The sequence below is a fragment of the Rhizobium sp. N621 genome (assembly GCF_001664325.1).
Lineage (GTDB): Bacteria > Pseudomonadota > Alphaproteobacteria > Rhizobiales > Rhizobiaceae > Rhizobium > Rhizobium esperanzae.
The window spans coordinates 866,768-883,808 of sequence record NZ_CP013495.1 but is presented as its reverse complement, the minus strand read 5'-3'; the positions used below and the strand labels follow the sequence as shown (position 1 = coordinate 883,808).

Genomic DNA, 17,041 nt, shown 5'->3' with positions numbered 1-17,041 from the left:
GCGTCTCCTCAGACCTGGGCCGCGGCCTTGGGCAACAAACGCGCCTTGACCGTCAGCGGATTGATATAGGGTTCGAGCCCCTTCACCGTCGCCGACAGCGCGCCGCGCATCTCGTGCACGGTGGCGACGCCGGCCTCAATCATGTTACGGCGGGCGCCATCGTTGGTCAGCAGGTAATGCACGCCCTTGGCCAGCATTTCGGTATCGCGCACCATGCGGGCGCTGCCGCTGCGGGCGAGCTTCTGATAGGCCTCGCGGAAATTCTGCACACTGCCGCCGGAGAGGATGGCGCAGCCGAGCATGGCAGGCTCCAACGGGTTCTGACCGCCTTCGGCAAAGAGCGAACGGCCGACGAAAGCAATTTCAGTCAGACGGAGATAAAGCCCCATTTCGCCGATCGTATCGCCGAGAAAGATATCGACATCGGCGGAGAGGACATCGTCGCGGGTGCGGCGGGCGACTTTCAACCCCTGCTTGACGAGCGCCGCCTCGATCTCGTCGCTGCGCTCGGGATGGCGGGGCACGATGATGGTCAATTGACGATCGCGCTCCTTCAGGGCGCGATGGACGATACCGGCAGCATTCTCCTCGCCGTCGAAGGTGGAGATCGCCGCCCAGGTTTTGCGATCGCCGATCTGCTTCTTGTAGCGGGCGAAGACAGCGCTGTCATAAGGCGGCGCGTCGGTATCGACCTTCAGATTGCCCGAGGTGATGACGGGAACGGCACCGAGATCGCGGAATCGCTCGGCATCGACATCGGATTGGGCGATGACGAGGGCGAGGTTCTCGAACAAGGCCTCCGCAATCGACGGGCGGCGGCGCCAGCGGGCAAAGGAGCGGTCCGACATGCGGGCATTGACCAGGATCTGCGGGATGCGGCGACGGCCGAGCTCCAGCACGGTCGCCGGCCAGATCTCGGATTCGGCGATGATGGCGCAATCGGGCTGCCAATAATCGAGGAAGCGGCTGACGGAGGGTTTCAGATCCAGCGGCACATATTGATGGATCGCCTCCTGGCCGAGGCGCTCGGCGGCGAGCCTGGCGGAGGTGATGGTGCCGGTGGTTAGGATGACATGGATATCGCGGCGGCGGATTTCGCGGATCAGCGGAATGACGGCATTGGTTTCGCCCACACTTGCGGCATGGAACCAGACGAGCGGGCCCTGCGGCCGATTGGCGCTTGGATAGCCGAAGCGCTCCAGGCGGCGCGCCCGGTCTTCCTTGCCCTTGGCCGTGCGGTAGGTCAGATAGAGGCCGACGACCGGAGAAGCGATGGTTCCCGCCAGACGGTATGTGCTCAGACCGAGCCGCGCCATGCGGGAGCTCATCGCGCCAGCCTCCGACCCAAGACGATCGACATCAAACCCATTCCCTTATTATCGTTGCGGCCGGAATGGCCGATCAATTTGTTCAGAATGCGTCAAACGATCCGGATCGACGGGCGCCCGATGCACAAAGGCCCGCTCGGCTGGCGGCGGCTGCCGAGGTCAGTTGCCCCCAGCCTTTTGCTGCGGATCGAGCAGACGGTGCATGTGGACGATGAAATAGCGCATATGCGCGTTGTCGACCGTCTGCTGCGCCTTCGCCTTCCAGGCCGTCAGCGCCGTGGCATAGTCGGGAAAGATGCCGACGATATCGAGACCGTTCAGATCACGGAACTGGACATCTTCGAGGCTTTTCAGTTCGCCGCCAAAAACGAGGTGCAAAAGCTGCTTCTTGTCACCGGAGTCAGTCATTTTCTTGTTCTCTTTCTGCCTAGTTCCTCCGCCACCTCATCTGCGGGATTTTGACGGAAACGTCAACTGTCTCCTCGCCCGGCAAAGGCCGCGAGGAATTCATCGATGCGGGGCACCGGGGCCGCACAGAGGACCTTATGGGTGACGTCCGCCCTGTTATAGACGATCGGCTTGCCGTCGAGGTCGACGAGGCCGCCGCCGGCGCAGGCCAGAACGAGATCGGCGGCGGCAAGGTCCCAGTCATGCGAATTGCCCTTGACGAAGGTGCCTTCAAGACGGCCGTCCGCCACCATGGCGATACGATAGGCAAGCGACGGGACATATTTCTCGCGTCTCACCCGGTCACGGAAGGTCGGTGGAAAGGTCTTCAACAGGTCTTCGCCGATCGCAAGCCGGCTCATCTCGTCCGGCCCGGCGGCCGAAACGGTGAAGGGCATGCCGTTCTTCAACGCCACGCCGCCATCGACGGCCTCATAGAACTCCTCGAGCGCCGGCGCATAGAGCACGCCGGCGACGGGGCGGCCGCGATGCACGACGGCGACGCTGACGCACCAGACCTTCTGTCCGCCGAGGAAGGCGCGGGTGCCGTCGATCGGATCGACGATGAACAGCGTCTCGCGCGAGAGGCGGTCTTCATCGTCCTCGGTTTCCTCCGACAGCCAGCCATAGTCCGGCCGCGCCTTGCGCAGGATCGTTTCAAGCGTCTTGTTAGCGGCGAAGTCGGCGGCGCTGACGGGAGAGCGGTCGCCGTTCTTCCACCAGACCTCTGGAGACTGGTTGAAGAAGCCGTAGGCAACCGCCCCGGCCTCCTTCGCAGCATCGGCGATCAAGGCGAGATCGCTCTGCCAGCGGAGCTTTTCCCTATCGCTCATCCGTTAATCCATTTCCTGCCGCCCGTTTCTCACTGTCCGGCAAGCGTCATGCCTTCGATCGCGAAGGTCGGAGCCGCGACGCCGAACTTGCGGTCGATGTCATTTGCCGGCGTCAGGCGCATGAACATGTCCTTGAGGTTCGAGGCGATCGTCACCTCGGACACCGGGAAAGTGAGTTCGCCGTTCTCGATCCAGAAGCCGGTGGCGCCGCGGCTGTATTCGCCAGTGATCATATTGACCCCGTGGCCGATCAGTTCGGTGATGTAAAAACCGTTGCCGATGCTGCGGATCAGTTCCTCCGGCGAGATGTCGCCCGGCTCCAGCGCAAGATTGGTGGAAGACGGCGTGACGGCGCTGCCACCGCGCACGCCGCGGCCATTGGTCTCAAGGCCGAGTTCGCGGGCCGTCGAGGTCGAGAGGAACCAGTGCTTCAGGACACCGTCTTCGATCATGACAAGCCGCTCGCCGGACACGCCCTCACCGTCGAAGGGACGCGAGGAAGGCCCGCGCACGATCAGCGGATCGTCGGTGATCGACAGGCCTGACTTCAGCACCTGCTGACCCATCCTGTCACGCAGGAAGCTGGTCTTTCTAGCGACGGCGGCACCGTTGATCGCACCGGCAATATGGCCGACGAAACCGCGGGCGACGCGCGGATCGAAGACGACGGTGACGTTCTTGGCGGTCGGCACCTGGCGCGGATTGACGCGCTTGACCACCCGTTCGCCGGCGCGGCGGCCGATTTCGGAAGGATCGTCGAGCTCGGCGTAATAAAGCCGGCTGTCGAAATCATAGTCGCGCTCCATGCCGGTGCCTTCGCCTGCGATGACGCTGACGGAGTTGCCGAAACGGGAGGCCATGTAGCTGCCTTGGAAACCGTGCGACGTGGCGAGAACGAGGCCGCCCATGCCGGCCGACGCGCCGGCGCCGGAGGAATTTGTGACGCCCGTGACCGCAAGGGCGGCCGTCTCGGCGGCAAGAGCGGCCTCGCGCAGCATCTCGGAGGACACTTCCGTGGTATCGAGCAATTGCAGGTCGGGATAGGACCTGGCAAGGTTCGGCTCGTCCGCCAGGCACGCGAAGGGGTCTTCAGGGGAAACCTTGGCCATGGCGACGGCACGTTCGGCCAGCGCCTGGAGATCGAAGCCCGGATTGGCCGAAACGCTGGCGACACGCTTGCCGATGAAGACGCGGAGCGAAAAATCGTCGCTTTCCAACGATTCCGTTCCCTCGACCTTGCCAAGCCGGACGCTGACCGATTGCGAGCGAGAGCGGACAACGACGGCGTCGGCAGCGTCGGCTCCTGCCTTCCTTGCCAGATCGATCAATTGACTTGCGCGGGAAAGAAGTGTCGAGGAATCGATTTCAGAGGACATGATTTGGCCTTTCCTTCGGCTTCCATTTATTGTGCACTCTCCCTGGCATCAAGGCCGCCGCCGCCGATTCTTTGTCAGGGCTGCCAGGATGTTTCCCGCCGTCGAAAGAAATTGTCAGCATGTCAGCGCCCAACGACCTTTTTTCCGAAACGATCCTGCTGCTCGGCGGCGCGGTTGTGGCGGCACCGATCTTCAAGAAGCTCGGGCTCGGCACGGTGCTCGGTTACCTCGCCGCCGGCATCGTCATCGGCCCGGTCTTCCACGGCATCACCGATGGCGAACAGATCCTTGCCGTCGCCGAGCTCGGCGTCGTCTTCCTGCTCTTCATCATCGGACTGGAGCTGAAACCCAGCCGCCTCTGGCAGATGCGGCGCGACATTTTCGGACTCGGCACGGCGCAGGTGGTGGTGACCGGGTTGGCGCTGACCGGACTCGCCTGGTTTTCCCACGTCCTCGATTGGCGCGGCAGCATCGTCGCCGGCTTCGGCCTGGCGCTGTCCTCTACCGCCTTCGCCATGCAGATCCTCGAGGGCGACGGCGACGTCAACACGCGATATGGCCAGCGTTCATTCTCGATGCTGCTGTTCCAGGATCTGGCGATCGTGCCGCTCCTGGCGCTGATCACCGTTCTCGACGGCAGCGGCAAGGGCAGCAATGCGCCGCTTTCCGATTTTGCCGTGGCCGTCGGCGCCGTGGCGGCGATGATCGTCATGGGGCGCTATCTGCTGACGCCGCTCTTCCAGATCATCGCCCGCACCGGCGCGCGCGAGGCGATGATCGCGGCGGCGCTCTTCGTCGTCATGGGATCGGCCAGCCTGATGCAGCTTGCCGGACTGTCGATGGCGATGGGCGCCTTCCTGTCCGGGGTGATGCTCGCCGAATCCTCCTATCGGCACGAGCTTGAGGCCGATATCGAGCCTTTCCGCGGCGTGCTGCTCGCCATCTTTTTCATCGCCGTCGGCCTGTCGCTAGAGCTCGGCGTCCTCCTCGACAATGCGCTCTTCGTCATCGTCACGGTGCCGATCATCATGGCCGTCAAGGCGATCATCATCTACGGCCTCTGCCGGATATCAGGATCTCCGCACAACGATGCGATCCGCATCGCCTTCCTGCTGCCGCAGGGCGGCGAATTCGGCTTCGTGCTGTTCACCACGGCGGGCGTCGTCGGGTTGATGTCGACGAGCACGGCATCGTTGCTGGTCGCAATCGTCACGCTGTCGATGGCGCTGACGCCGATCGGCGCGGCGCTGTCGAAGCGGCTGCTCAACGGCGATGAACAGGAGGAACTGGACGAGGATTTCGAAGGCGCCGGCGCCGACGTGCTGATGGTCGGCTTCTCCCGTTTCGGCCAGATCGCCGCGCAGATCCTGCTGGCCGGCGGGCGCAGCGTCACCGTCATCGATTTTTCCGCCGACCGCATCCGCCAGGCCTCCTCATTCGGTTTCCGGATCTATTTCGGCGACGGCACCCGCAAGGACGTGCTGCGCTCGGCCGGGATCGATCGGGCAAAGATCGTGCTCGTCTGCACGCAGAAGAAGGAAATCACCGACAAAGTGGTGGAGCTGGTGCAGGCCGACTATCCGCACACCCGCCTCTACGTCCGCTCCTACGACCGCATCCATTCGATCGAACTGCGCAACAAGGGGATCGATTACGAGCTGCGCGAGACGCTGGAATCGGGCCTGCTGTTCGGAAGACGGACGCTGGAGGCGCTCGGTGTCTCCGAAACCGACGCTTATGAAATCGGCGAGGACATCCGCAAGCGCGACGAGGCGCGGCTCGCCCTGCAGGTCTCCGAAGGGCTGCAGGCGGGGCGCGACATGCTGTTTTCCCATCCGGTGCGTCCCGAACCGCTGGTCAAGCCGAAGCGCGCCGCTGATCCCTTCGAGGACGATCCGCTGGCGGGAATCGCGGATGCGACGGCGGACGCATAAATCAGATCCGGCAAGCGCGACGCCCGAGCGGATCGACAAGCGGAAGGGACGGAGGCTGCTGCCAGAATCTGTCAGCATGTCTCTCTAGATATTCTCCTGCCTAACACACAGGAGGCTTATCGTGATCGACAGCAACAGCATTCTACTTTTCGTAACCGACGCGTCGAAGAGCGCCAGCTTTTATGCGCGGCTGCTCGGGCAGGATCCCGTGGAGGCCAGCCCGACCTTCGCAATGTTCATTCTGCCTTCGGGCCTGGCGCTCGGACTGTGGGGCAAGGCGGGCGTCGAGCCGGCGCCGGCGGCTGAGGGCGGCGGCTGCGAGGTCGGTTTCAAGGTCGCGACAGCAGACATGGTCGATAGGCTCCACACCGAATGGCAGGGCAAGAGCGCGGCGATCCTTCTGCCGCCGACCGACCTCGATTTCGGCCGTAGCTTTGTTGCTGCCGATCCCGACGGGCATCGCTTGCGCGTCTACAACGTGGCGGAGGACTGAACCATGTCCCGCAGCTGGATTGCCGTCGCATCAGCAAACCACGTGCGCATCGGGCGCGCAGCCGGGTTCATGCAAGTCTGTCACGGCAAGGCCGCTCCGCTTAAGCGGAGTGCGCCAGGCGACCGCGTGATTTACTATTCGCCGACTGAAACGTTTGGCGGCAAGGATCGCCTGCAGGCGTTCACGGCCATTGGCGTGATCGAAGAAACGGCGGCATATCAAGTGGAGGCTCACCTCGGCTTCCGCCCCTGGCGACGGGATGTCGCGTGGTGGCGGGCCATGGAAACGCCGATCCGACCACTGCTCGGTCGATTATCTTTCACGAGCGATCGGACCGGCTGGGGCTATCGGTTGCGCTTTGGGCTCTTCGAAATCGACAATGAGGATGCCGAGCTCATAGCCGAAGCGATGTTCGCTGAACCGCTCGTGCATGCCGCGCGGACGCAGACAACGGTGCCCATGCAAGGTTCTTTAGCGTTTTAGCCGCGCTTCGATCTCGCGGTCGAGAGCGAATTTCAGATCGTCCTTGACGCCGACGGACATGGCCAGCACTTCGCGGGCCTTGAGGAAATCCATGACGCCGGTGCGGCCGACCGTCGGGCGCAGGAAGATGTGCGGCTGGCAAAGCTTCAGCTTCAGCGAGATCGCCGTCTGCATCATCAGCTGACCGGAACCGAAGATGCTTTCCATGCGGTTCGGGATATGGGTGCCGTCGCCTTCCGGGGCGCCGACCACATCGATGCCGATGACGATGTCGGCAAGATCCATCAGGGGTTCATAGGGCACCGGATTGCTGATGCCGCCATCGATCATCACGCGGCCGCGCAGGCGCACCGGCATGAACACGGCGGGGATGGAGGACGAGGCGGCGAGTGCCGGAAACAGCTCGCCCTCTTCGATGATGACCTCGTTCTGTCCGTAATAATCTGTGGTGATGACCTTCATCGGCACCAGCAGATCCTCGAACCGGGCCGGCAGCTCGGACGGCAGGAAGGCTTTCAGGATCCGCTCGAGATTGAACTGGCCGATGCGGATGCCTTTCGCCACCGCATCGCGCACCGTTGCCGGCCGCATGCCCCAAATGCGGGCGACGACAGCCGTCTTGTTGCCGACGGTTGCCAGCGCATGTTCGCGGATTTCGGCGCCGGACATGCCGGCGGCCATGCCGGCCCCCATGATGGCGCCGATCGACGAACCCGCAATCGCTACCGGGCGGATGCCGAGCTCGTCGAGGGTTTCGATGATATGGATATGGGAAAGGCCGCGCGCGCCGCCACCGCCGAAGGCGACAGCGACGGTCGGCATATCGCTGATCGCAGGCAGTTTCGGACTGATGATCTCTGCCTGCTGCACGCCCCGCCCCTGCGCCTATTGCGGCTGATATCGGAAGAAATGCACCCTCGTATCGCCAAAGATACGGCTTTCGAGGAAAACATAGGAAGGATGCACCGAAACGACAATGTCGGCGCGTTCTTCGAGCACCGCGATCGCACCCGACCGCAGCCAGCCGCCAACGGCGGCCGCAGCCATCGCCTTTTCGCCGAGGCCCTTGCCATATGGCGGGTCGGCAAAGAGCACGTCGAAAGGCTCGAGATTGCCGACGCTGCCGAGATCGGTCGCATCGCGGCGCAGGATGCGGGTGCGGCCGTGCAGGCCGAGCGCATCGATATTTTCCCAGAGCAGCGCCCTGCCCTCGACGCTGTTTTCGACGAAGAGCGCGTGGCGACAGCCGCGCGATACGGCTTCGAGGCCGACAGCGCCGGTTCCGGCAAAAAGATCGAGGATCCGGGTGCCGTCGACGCATTCCGGATAGGCGTGGCTCAATATATTGAACAGGCTCTCGCGCGTCCGGTCGGCAGTCGGCCGGATGTCGTTGGATTTTGGCACGGCGAGAGGCCGTCCGCGAAACTCACCGCCGACGATCCGCACCGCGCGTCATTCCCTTCCCTCTCGCACCACCTCTGGACGGACCGCCCGCGGGCCTGTCACCGCCCGGCCTGTCACCGCCCGGCTTGCCACTCTTCGGCTTGCCGGAAAAATTCTTGGCCCCACCGGGCTTGGCGCCGAAGCTCTTGCCGCGCGGCTTCTCGCCCGGGGCCTTGTCCCCGAACGACCGTTCGCCGCGTGGACGCTCGGAGCGCCCCTCGCCGGCAAAGCTTCTGGCTGTCCGCGGGCGCTCGTCACCCTCCTCGCGCGGCTTTCGATCGCCACGCGGCTTGCCGGCGAAAGGTCGGTCGCCACGCGAAGGACGATCGCCGAAGGGGCGGTCGCTGCGCGGACGCTCAGAACGGCCCTCGCCGGTGGAGGCTCTGGCGGCGCGAGGACGCTCATCACCATCGGCACGCGGCCTGCGGTCACCGCGCGGCTTGTCGCCGAAAGGCCGGTCACCACGCGAGGGACGATCACCGAAAGGCCGGTCGCCGCGCGAACGCTCCGCACGGCCTTCGCCACGCGCCGGGCGGTCGCCATAACCGCGGTCTTCGCGGGCCGGGCGATCCCCGAACGAGCGCTTGCGGCCGCGGCCTTCGCCCTCATCCTTGCGGTGGGGCTGCTCGCTCGAGCGGATCCATTCGCCGTCCTCCTCGCGCACGCGATTGATCTGCGTGCGCGGGCGATCCTCGATATGGTGGAAACCGGTGCCCTTTGCCGGCGTCTGCTCGCCGCGCCGGCGCGCGGTCTGCTCATTCTTGGCGGCTTTCGCCGCAGCCTTTTCGCCGAGCGGTCGGGCGCCCGGCGCCATCCAGACATTGGCGCTGCGGCGCTGGCCGAGCGGCTGGGGACGCTTCGGCTTGTCGTCGTCGAAGCGGCCGCCATCGCGGCGGTCGTCATCTCGACGCCCGCCACCGCGACGGTCGTCGCGCTTGGTGTCAAGGCGGCTCAGCGCCCGTTCGCGCTTGTCCTCCTCGCGGCGTGGACGCTGTTCGCGCTTTTCCGGGGCTGCGGGTTCAGCTTCTTCCTCGGCCGCAACGGCGGGCGCATTGTATATCGGCGCCTCGAAATTCGCCTTGGCTTCCTCAATCAGGCGCGGTCCGAGCTGGTCGCGAAGCGTGCGGCCGCGCACCTCGACGACATGGCCTTCCGGCAAGTCGCCGAGCTGGAACGGGCCGTAGGATATGCGGATCAGACGGTTGACGTCGAGGCCGAGAGCGCCGAGCACGTTCTTGATTTCGCGGTTCTTGCCTTCGCGCAGGCCCATGGTTATCCAGACGTTCGAGCCCTGGGTGCGGTCGAGCGTCGCCTCGATCGATCCATAGAGCACGCCGTCGACGGCGATGCCGTCCTTGAGCTTGTCGAGCGCTTCCTGATCGATCTCGCCATGGGCGCGGACGCGGTAGCGCCTCAGCCAACCGGTCGCCGGCAGTTCGAGGGCGCGGGCGAGGCCGCCGTCATTGGTGAGCAGCAGCAGGCCTTCGGTGTTGATGTCGAGCCGGCCGATCGACATGACGCGCGGCAGTTCTTCCGGCAGATTGTCGAAAACGGTCGGCCGGCCTTCCGGGTCGGCATTGGTGGTCACCAGACCCGCCGGCTTGTGATAGAGCCAGAGCCTGGTGCGCTCTATGCCGCGGATCGGCACGCCATCGACCTCGATGCGGTCGGCAAGCGTGACGTTGACGACGGGGGTTTCGAGAACCGTGCCGTTCAGCGTCACACGGCCTTCCATGATCATGCGTTCGATGTCGCGGCGGGAGGCGACGCCTGCGCGCGCCATCACCTTGGAAATGCGTTCGGCCTTGGTGTCGCTGTCGGCTTCGGCCGCCGCCGGACGCGCGGCTGCGGCCTTCGCCGGCTTCGCGCCGCCCGCCTTCGGACCGGCCTTCGGCCTGATATCCCGTGAAAGGGGCTTTGCGCCCGGGCGTTTTGGCTTGTCTTTGGGTGTCATTTGCTGTTTGCCTGCCTTTTGGGCCTGTCTATCAGGTCACGCATCTGCGGTTAAGTGGAAATTCGTGCGATCGTGAAGACAAATCGTTTCATGGAGATGGCGCTTGAAGAAGCGCGCGCCGCCGGAGAACGCGGCGAAGTGCCGATCGGCGCGGTCGTCGTTGTCGACGATATTGCCGTTTCACGCTCGGGAAATCGCACGCGCGAGCTCAAAGACGTCACCGCGCACGCCGAAATCGCCGCAATCCGGCTCGCCTGCGAGGCGCTTGGGCAGGAACGCCTTGTCGGCGCCGATCTCTATGTGACGCTCGAGCCTTGCACCATGTGCGCGGCAGCCATCTCGTTTGCGCGTGTCCGCAGGCTCTATTACGGCGCCGAGGACCCGAAGGGCGGCGGCGTCGACAATGGCGTGCGATTCTATGCGCAACCGACCTGCCACCACGTACCCGAGGTCTATTCCGGCATCAACGAGGTCCAGTCGGCCGAGATATTGCGGAGATTTTTTGCGGAACGGAGAGAGGCGCCGTAGTCCCCGCGGCGTGCATGCCGTTATCATTGGTCGCGCGCTGGCACTGTCCGGCTGATGAGCAACAGATTCAAATGTAATCTTGAGATATCCCGGCAGGAGATCACCGATACAAGCCCCTCATCCGGCTGCCGCCACCTTCTGCCCGTAAACGGGGCGAAGGGGATATGCCGCACCGGCGTCCTCAATCCTGACGCTCCGTTTGCCTCGTCCCCTCGCCCCACGAGCGGGGAGAGGGTTAGGGTGAGCGGCAAATCCGCGTGGCGAGAACGACCGCTACTGCAGGAAGTTCCACCACTGCTTGCCGGAATTGGCGATCGCCGCATCCTTCTTGCGCTTTTTCTGCTTTTTGAGCTCGGGCTCGCCGACGTCGTCGAGCTTTGCCGGGTCGTCGACGGTGCGGTAGCCGGGCGGCGGATCGGAAATATAGCGGCGCTGATCGACATAGGAGCCCTTCTGCAGGGCGCGGGCCTCGCGATAGGCCTGGGTCTGGGCTTCGGTCGTGCGCCGGCCGCCTTCGATGGCGGAGCTCGCCAGCGGAGAGCGGTAATTCGGATTGTCCGAATTGGCGTCAGCCTCGGAAACGAGGCGGGCGCGCGTCTCCTCCGGCGATTCAAGCCATTGCGGATTGTCCTTGTTGGCCACCGTCGGCTGCGGCGCGATGAGGGTTTCGCGCTGGCCCTCAGCCGGCAGCACCAGTGTCGGACGCGGCGTATATTTGACGCCCTTGTTCTTCGGTTCCGGTCCGGTCAGCGACACGGACTGGCCGAGATCGTCGGTCAGCTGCTCCATGGCGGTCTTGTCGGTGCCGTAGGTCGGGCTGCTGGCGCAGCCGGACACAAGGGAGCATCCCGCCATGACAACAGACAGGCAGGCGCCTACACGGAACCAATGCGTTGCGAACATGAAAACCCTTCCAGCCACCGGTGCAATCGTCGCCCTACCGGACAACCGTCCCCCTGACGCAAAAATCCGGCCATTTTCAGGCAGCTTTTACCGGATGAACGCCGCAAAGGCAATTCACCCGGCAAATATCTTCAGCCGCGGATGCCGAGTTCGCGCAAGGCGGCAGCGTCGCGCGCCGAGACGTCGGGATAATCCGGATCGGAACCGACATCGGTGGTGATGCGCCAGGAACGGGCGCATTTGACGCCTTCGGCAAGCCTTGGCACGACGGCGACATCAGGCACCTCGGCCAGGCGGAAGGCGTCGACCGGGCCTGCGTCCGTCTTGATCGTGATGCCAGAGGTGATGCAGACTTCGCTGAAATCCTGGCCCTCGAGCGCCTTGCGAAGCGCCGCGTCGGCGACATGCACGACCGGAGCCGCCTCGAGCGAGGAACCGATGCGCTTGTCCTTGCGCTCGATTTCAAGCGCGCCGGTCACGACGCTGCGGATCGCGCGGATCTTCCTCCATTTTTCGGCCAGCGCATCGTTGCGCCATTCCTTTGCGACCGGAGCGAACTGCTCCAGATGCACCGAGACGGCCGAGGGATTGCGCGAGAGCCATGCCTCTTCCGTCGTAAAGGGCAGCATCGGCGCAAGCCAGGTCACGACGCAATCGAAGATCATGCGGATGACATAGAGCGCCGAGCGACGCCGAAGGCTGGAGGGCGCGTCGCAATAGAGCGCATCCTTGCGAACGTCGAAGTAGAAGGCCGAGAGCTCGACATTGGCAAAGTCGATCAATGCGCGGGCAATCTTCTTGAAGTCGAACGCGTCGTAGTTTTCGCGCACCAGCTGATCGAGCTCGGCAAGCCGGTGCAGCATCATCTGCTCCAGCTCCGGCAGATCGGCAAGCGCAATCACCTCGCCCTTGTCGTGGGCGAGCGTGCCGAGCATCCAGCGGATGGTGTTGCGCAGCTTGCGATAGGCATCGACATTGGTCTGGATGATCGTCTTGCCGACGCGCAGGTCGTCGGCATAGTCCGAGGTCATAACCCAGAGACGCAGGATATCGGCGCCGGCGTCCTTCATCACCTCCTGCGGGGCGGTGACGTTGCCCTTCGACTTCGACATCTTCTCGCCCTTCTCGTCCATGGTGAAACCATGGGTGAGGACGGCATCATAAGGCGCGCGGCCGCGGGTGGCAGCAGATTCCAACAGCGAGGAATGGAACCAGCCGCGATGCTGGTCGGAGCCCTCGAGATAAAGGTCGGCCGGCCATTTCAGGTCTGGGCGGTCTTCCAGCGTGAAGGTGTGCGTCGAGCCCGAGTCGAACCAGACGTCGAGGATATCCATGACCTGCGACCACTTGGCCGGGTCATGCTCATTGCCGAGGAAGCGTTCCTTGGCGCCTTCGGCAAACCAGGCGTCAGCGCCCTCGGCGTCGAATGCCTCGAGGATGCGGGCGTTGACGGCCTCATCCTGCAGCACGGCGCCATGCTCATCGACGAAGACGCAGATCGGCACGCCCCAGGCGCGCTGACGAGAAAGCACCCAGTCCGGGCGCTGCTCGATCATGGCGCGCAGGCGGTTCTGGCCGGCAGCCGGCACGAAACGGGTGTCGTCGATTGCGGTGAGCGCACGGGTGCGCAGCGTCGTTCCATCCGGCAGCGTCTTGTCCATATAGACGAACCACTGCGGCGTGTTGCGGAAGATGACCGGCTTCTTCGAGCGCCAGGAATGCGGATACTGGTGCTTCAGGCGGCCGCGGGCAAAGAGCGCGCCGCATTCGATCAGCGCCTTAATGACGCGGTCGTTGGCATCGCCCTTCTTGCCGTTGTCGTCGATGACGCGGGCGCCTTCGAGGCCCGGCGCATCGGCTGTGTAGAAGCCGCCGTCGTCGACCGGGAACGGGATCTTGGTCTCGATGCCGCGCGCCTCGATCTCACGGGCATGCGCCATCCAGACGTCGAAGTCTTCGCGGCCGTGGCTGGGCGCCGTGTGCACGAAGCCCGTGCCGGCATCGTCGGTGACATGGTCGCCCTCGAGCAGCGGCACGGCAAATTCGTAGCCGTCTCCCAGACCCTTGAGCGGATGCGCGCAGGTGATGGCAGCGAGATCGGCAGGCGTAACATCGGCAAGACGCTTGTACTGCAGCTTCGCCTTGGCAAAGGATTCCTCAGCCAGCTTGTCAGCGAAGATCAGCTTCTCGCCCGGGCGCGGGCCAAAATCATTTTCGGCAGCCGTGACTTCGTAGAGGCCGTAGGCAACCCGCGAGGAATAGGCGATCGCCCGGTTACCGGGGATCGTCCAGGGCGTGGTCGTCCAGATGACGACGAAGGCATCCTTCACGCCATCGGGGCCTTTCCCGACGGGAAATTTCACCCAGATCGTGTCGCTCTCGTAGTCGTGATACTCGACTTCGGCTTCGGCCAGCGCGGTGCGCTCGACCACCGACCACATGATCGGCTTGGAGCCGCGGTAGAGCTGGCCGCTTGCGGCGATCTTCAGGAGCTCGCCGGCGATGCGGCTTTCCGCATGAAAGTTCATCGTCAGGTAGGGGTTTTCGAAGTCGCCGACGATGCCGAGGCGCTGGAACTCGTCGCCCTGGACCTTGATCCATTTTTCGGCATAGGCGCGGCACTCGCGGCGGAACTCGATCATCGCCGCCGGCTCTTTCAGATCCGGCTTGGCCTTGCCCTTGGCGCGATAGTTCTCCTCCTCGATCTTCCATTCGATCGGCAGGCCGTGGCAATCCCAGCCGGGCACGTAGTTGGCGTCGTAGCCGCGCATCTGGAACGAACGATTGATGACGTCCTTGAGGATCTTGTTCAGCGCGTGGCCGATATGGATGTTGCCGTTGGCATAGGGCGGGCCGTCATGCAGGACGAATTTTTCGCGGCCGGCGGCGGAGGCGCGCAGCTTCTTGTAGAGATCCATCTGCTGCCAGCGCTTGACGAGCTCCGGCTCCTTCTGCGGCAGGCCGGCGCGCATCGGGAAATCGGTTTCGGGCAAATAGAGGGTCTTCGAGTAATCGATCTTTTCGGCTGTGTCGGTCATATCGGGACAATCGTTTCTGGCGGCCCAGAAAGGGGCGCAACGGCGTGAAAAAGCTGGTGACGGAAGCGCTTGTATCCAAGCGCCGAAAACCCGGACCTCCCGGCCGCTTAGCGCGCGCGGAAGGCCGGGCCGATAATTCGTATCTTGATCGCCAGCCGAAATTTTCTCATCGGGCCGGTTCATAGGCGTTTTTCGGCGGAAAAGGAAGAGAAGAATTCTGCAATGCGATCCCCGGGCGCCGAGGTTTTTACGCTTGAAAGACGCCGCGCTTACCACGGCATCAGGAAAAGCACAGTTTCGCATCGAGCGGGCTGAGCGGCACGACACCCGCCAGCAGCGCCCTCGCCTCTTCCTCGTCGCGCTTGATTTGGGCGACGAGCGCATCGAGGCCGTCGAATTTCAGCTCGGGTCTGATATAGCCGAAGAAGGAGACGGCGCAGAGCTGGCCGTAGAGATCGCCGCTGAAATCGAAGAGATAGGTTTCAAGCAGCGGCGCGCCGTTTTCCGTCACCGTCGGCCGGCGGCCATAGCTGGCCACCGCATCGTGGAGCGTTCCGTCCTGGCGGCGGAAGCGGACGGCGTAGATGCCGGCGGCAAGTTCGGCCTCGGGCGGCAGGCGCATGTTGGCGGTGGGGAAACCGAGCTGGCGGCCGAGTTTTTCGCCGTCGATCACCTCGGCCTCCGCCGTATAGCGGTAGCCCAGCATGCCCGCGGCTTCGCTGACATTGCCGTCCTTCAGCAGCGCCCGGATGTGGCTCGAAGAGACGACGTCGGCGTTCTCGTCGCGGAAGGCATCGATCAGGGTGACGCCGAAACCATAGGTCTGGCCGGCATTCATCAAGAAGGCAGGACCGCCTTCGCGGCCGCGGCCGAAATGGAAATCGAAGCCCGTGACGACTTCGGAGGCGCCGAGCCAATCCTTCAGGATCGAATGGATGAAATCGTCGGCCGAGCGCTGTGAAAATTCGTAGTCGAAGGGATATTCGATGACCGCATTGAAACCAAGCGTTTCCAGGATGCGGGCCTTGAGCGGCGCGGGCGTCAGGCGGAAGACCGGCGCCTGCGGCCGGAACACCGTGCGCGGATGCGGCTCGAAGGTCAGCACCAGGGCAGGAATGCCGCGCGCCTTGGCGATTTCGAGCGCGCGGTTCAGCACCGACTGATGGCCGCGATGGACGCCGTCGAAATTGCCGATGGCAATCACCCCGCCCTTCAGATGGGCGGGCAAGGGTTCCCGGGTTTCATTGCGGTGGAAGACGGTCATCGGCTGGCTTCTCTTCATGCAAGGCGCGGCATCCACCACTTCGGCGCAGCCTTCTCCCGTTCGAGATAGGCATTGAGGATCGCCTCGTCGGTCTCGCCGTTCAAGGTGTATTCCTTGGCGTGGATACCGCCGCTGATGTAGAGAAGATCGAGGCCAAAATTCAAGGCGCCGCGTACATCGGTCGGAATGCCGTCGCCGATCGCGAGCACCCGCTCGGTGGGGAAATCGCCGCGAAGCTCCCGGGCAGCCGCAAGCGTCGCCTCGTAGATCGGCCGGTGCGGCTTGCCGGCGATGCGGGTCTTGCCGCCGAGCTGCTCGTAATAGGCGGCCATGGCGCCGGCGCACGGGATGATGCGATGGCCGCGCTCGACGACGAGGTCGGGATTGGCGCAGATCATCGGCACGTCGCGCGCCTGGAAATCCAGAAGCATGTCGGTGTAATCCTCGGGCTTCTCAGTCTCGTCGTCGAAAAAGCCGGTGCAGACGAGCGATTGCGCTTCGCCCGCCGGCCGACGCTCGACGCCAATGCCTTCGAGAAGCGCCTTGTCGCGCTCGGGGCCAAGCAGAAAAACCGTCTTCGGCCCCTCAGAAATCAGCCCGCGGGTGACATCGCCCGAGGTGACAATTCGATCATAGGCGCCGTCGGGAACGCCGATATGGCGCAACTGCTCGACCACCTGCCAGGAAAGACGCGGCGAATTGGTAATGAGGACGACGGCAAGGCCGCTCTCACGCGCGGCTTGAAGGGCGGCTGCAGCCTTTGGAAACGGATCGACGCCGTTGTGAACCACGCCCCAGACGTCGCAGAGCACCACATCATAGTGAGCTGATATCTGCGAGAAGTTTTCTATCCGCCTGGCCATTCCGATTTCCCGATTTGCTTCAGTCACCGGTGACATTGCAAAGGCGCAAGGCGATGGCAAGGCATTTTCTTCACACACAAGATCGCCGGCAATCCCGTGAGAGCGGACGGCAAGGTCCGGCGACGTTGCCAAACGCAACGGTTAGAGAACATTT

Annotated in this window: 15 protein-coding genes; 4 read left to right on the top strand and 11 right to left on the bottom strand. The window is 63.9% G+C overall.

Annotation, left to right across the window (positions count from 1 at the left end):
• Positions 1 to 8 precede the first annotated feature (8 nt).
• From waaA to AMK00_RS04295, 4 genes are all read right to left on the bottom strand, one after another.
• A complete protein-coding gene (gene waaA, locus AMK00_RS04310; RefSeq protein ID WP_064809681.1) occupies positions 9 to 1,328 on the bottom strand; it encodes a lipid IV(A) 3-deoxy-D-manno-octulosonic acid transferase in 1,320 nt (439 codons plus the stop codon).
• A gap of 159 nt (positions 1,329 to 1,487) precedes the next feature.
• Complete coding sequence (locus tag AMK00_RS04305) at positions 1,488 to 1,736, bottom strand: DUF4170 domain-containing protein (protein ID WP_064800825.1); 249 nt, start codon at positions 1,734 to 1,736, stop codon at positions 1,488 to 1,490.
• Between the two features lie 62 nt (positions 1,737 to 1,798).
• Positions 1,799 to 2,608 carry a 3'(2'),5'-bisphosphate nucleotidase CysQ gene (locus AMK00_RS04300; protein ID WP_064800824.1) on the bottom strand — a complete coding sequence of 270 codons (810 nt, stop codon included), beginning with the start codon at positions 2,606 to 2,608 and terminating at the stop codon, positions 1,799 to 1,801.
• A 29-nt stretch (positions 2,609 to 2,637) separates the two neighbouring features.
• Positions 2,638 to 3,984, bottom strand: coding sequence for a TldD/PmbA family protein (locus AMK00_RS04295; RefSeq protein WP_064809680.1), 1,347 nt, complete (start codon positions 3,982 to 3,984; stop codon positions 2,638 to 2,640).
• A gap of 119 nt (positions 3,985 to 4,103) precedes the next feature.
• On the opposite strand from AMK00_RS04295, the gene AMK00_RS04290 reads away from it, so the two are divergent.
• The 3 genes from AMK00_RS04290 (at position 4,104) to AMK00_RS04280 (ending at position 6,894) form a co-directional block, all read left to right on the top strand.
• On the top strand, positions 4,104 to 5,918 hold the full coding sequence (locus AMK00_RS04290) for a monovalent cation:proton antiporter-2 (CPA2) family protein (protein ID WP_064809679.1): 1,815 nt from the start codon (positions 4,104 to 4,106) through the stop codon (positions 5,916 to 5,918).
• Positions 5,919 to 6,039: 121 nt separating this feature from the next.
• Positions 6,040 to 6,411: a VOC family protein gene (locus AMK00_RS04285; RefSeq protein WP_064800821.1), complete on the top strand. Its 372-nt coding sequence runs from the start codon at positions 6,040 to 6,042 to the stop codon at positions 6,409 to 6,411.
• 3 nt (positions 6,412 to 6,414) lie between these two features.
• A complete protein-coding gene (locus tag AMK00_RS04280; RefSeq protein WP_064800820.1) occupies positions 6,415 to 6,894 on the top strand; it encodes an EVE domain-containing protein in 480 nt (159 codons plus the stop codon).
• On the opposite strand, the gene AMK00_RS04275 is transcribed toward AMK00_RS04280, so the two are convergent.
• From AMK00_RS04275 to AMK00_RS04265, 3 genes are read right to left on the bottom strand one after another with little or no spacing between them, the layout of a single operon-like run.
• A complete protein-coding gene (locus AMK00_RS04275; protein ID WP_064800819.1) occupies positions 6,883 to 7,764 on the bottom strand; it encodes a patatin-like phospholipase family protein in 882 nt (293 codons plus the stop codon). The genes AMK00_RS04280 and AMK00_RS04275 overlap by 12 nt on opposite strands.
• A gap of 15 nt (positions 7,765 to 7,779) precedes the next feature.
• Complete coding sequence (rsmD, locus tag AMK00_RS04270; protein WP_064800818.1) at positions 7,780 to 8,340, bottom strand: 16S rRNA (guanine(966)-N(2))-methyltransferase RsmD; 561 nt, start codon at positions 8,338 to 8,340, stop codon at positions 7,780 to 7,782.
• On the bottom strand, positions 8,321 to 10,291 hold the full coding sequence (locus AMK00_RS04265; protein ID WP_064809678.1) for a pseudouridine synthase: 1,971 nt from the start codon (positions 10,289 to 10,291) through the stop codon (positions 8,321 to 8,323). Before AMK00_RS04265 ends, rsmD begins: the two co-directional genes overlap by 20 nt.
• A gap of 90 nt (positions 10,292 to 10,381) precedes the next feature.
• Here AMK00_RS04265 and AMK00_RS04260 point away from each other — a divergent pair, with 90 nt between their 5' ends.
• Positions 10,382 to 10,819 carry a nucleoside deaminase gene (locus AMK00_RS04260; protein WP_064809677.1) on the top strand — a complete coding sequence of 146 codons (438 nt, stop codon included), beginning with the start codon at positions 10,382 to 10,384 and terminating at the stop codon, positions 10,817 to 10,819.
• 273 nt (positions 10,820 to 11,092) lie between these two features.
• Here the strand turns inward: AMK00_RS04260 and AMK00_RS04255 are convergent, their stop codons facing one another.
• The 4 genes from AMK00_RS04255 to AMK00_RS04240 form a co-directional block, all read right to left on the bottom strand.
• The gene (locus tag AMK00_RS04255) at positions 11,093 to 11,722 is read right to left on the bottom strand and encodes a hypothetical protein (RefSeq protein ID WP_064800815.1); all 630 of its coding nucleotides are present in this window, start codon (positions 11,720 to 11,722) and stop codon (positions 11,093 to 11,095) included.
• Between the two features lie 131 nt (positions 11,723 to 11,853).
• Positions 11,854 to 14,760: an isoleucine--tRNA ligase gene (gene ileS, locus AMK00_RS04250; RefSeq protein WP_064811637.1), complete on the bottom strand. Its 2,907-nt coding sequence runs from the start codon at positions 14,758 to 14,760 to the stop codon at positions 11,854 to 11,856.
• A gap of 280 nt (positions 14,761 to 15,040) precedes the next feature.
• Entirely contained in the window at positions 15,041 to 16,024 is a 984-nt protein-coding gene (locus AMK00_RS04245) for a bifunctional riboflavin kinase/FAD synthetase (protein ID WP_064805916.1), read from the bottom strand.
• A 14-nt stretch (positions 16,025 to 16,038) separates the two neighbouring features.
• Positions 16,039 to 16,887, bottom strand: coding sequence for a TIGR01459 family HAD-type hydrolase (locus tag AMK00_RS04240; RefSeq protein ID WP_064809676.1), 849 nt, complete (start codon positions 16,885 to 16,887; stop codon positions 16,039 to 16,041).
• Positions 16,888 to 17,041 lie beyond the last annotated feature (154 nt).

Bases quoted from the DNA above. Each gene is read 5' to 3' on its own strand.
- waaA (WP_064809681.1), bottom strand. From the start codon at position 1,328: ATGAGCTCCCGCATGGCGCGGCTCGGTCTGAGCACATACCGTCTGGCG.
- AMK00_RS04305 (WP_064800825.1), bottom strand. From the start codon at position 1,736: ATGACTGACTCCGGTGACAAGAAGCAGCTTTTGCACCTCGTTTTTGGC.
- AMK00_RS04300 (WP_064800824.1), bottom strand. From the start codon at position 2,608: ATGAGCGATAGGGAAAAGCTCCGCTGGCAGAGCGATCTCGCCTTGATC.
- AMK00_RS04295 (WP_064809680.1), bottom strand. From the start codon at position 3,984: ATGTCCTCTGAAATCGATTCCTCGACACTTCTTTCCCGCGCAAGTCAA.
- AMK00_RS04290 (WP_064809679.1), top strand. From the start codon at position 4,104: ATGTCAGCGCCCAACGACCTTTTTTCCGAAACGATCCTGCTGCTCGGC.
- AMK00_RS04280 (WP_064800820.1), top strand. From the start codon at position 6,415: ATGTCCCGCAGCTGGATTGCCGTCGCATCAGCAAACCACGTGCGCATC.
- AMK00_RS04265 (WP_064809678.1), bottom strand. From the start codon at position 10,291: ATGACACCCAAAGACAAGCCAAAACGCCCGGGCGCAAAGCCCCTTTCA.
- AMK00_RS04260 (WP_064809677.1), top strand. From the start codon at position 10,382: ATGGAGATGGCGCTTGAAGAAGCGCGCGCCGCCGGAGAACGCGGCGAA.
- AMK00_RS04255 (WP_064800815.1), bottom strand. From the start codon at position 11,722: ATGTTCGCAACGCATTGGTTCCGTGTAGGCGCCTGCCTGTCTGTTGTC.
- ileS (WP_064811637.1), bottom strand. From the start codon at position 14,760: ATGACCGACACAGCCGAAAAGATCGATTACTCGAAGACCCTCTATTTG.
- AMK00_RS04245 (WP_064805916.1), bottom strand. From the start codon at position 16,024: ATGACCGTCTTCCACCGCAATGAAACCCGGGAACCCTTGCCCGCCCAT.
- AMK00_RS04240 (WP_064809676.1), bottom strand. From the start codon at position 16,887: ATGGCCAGGCGGATAGAAAACTTCTCGCAGATATCAGCTCACTATGAT.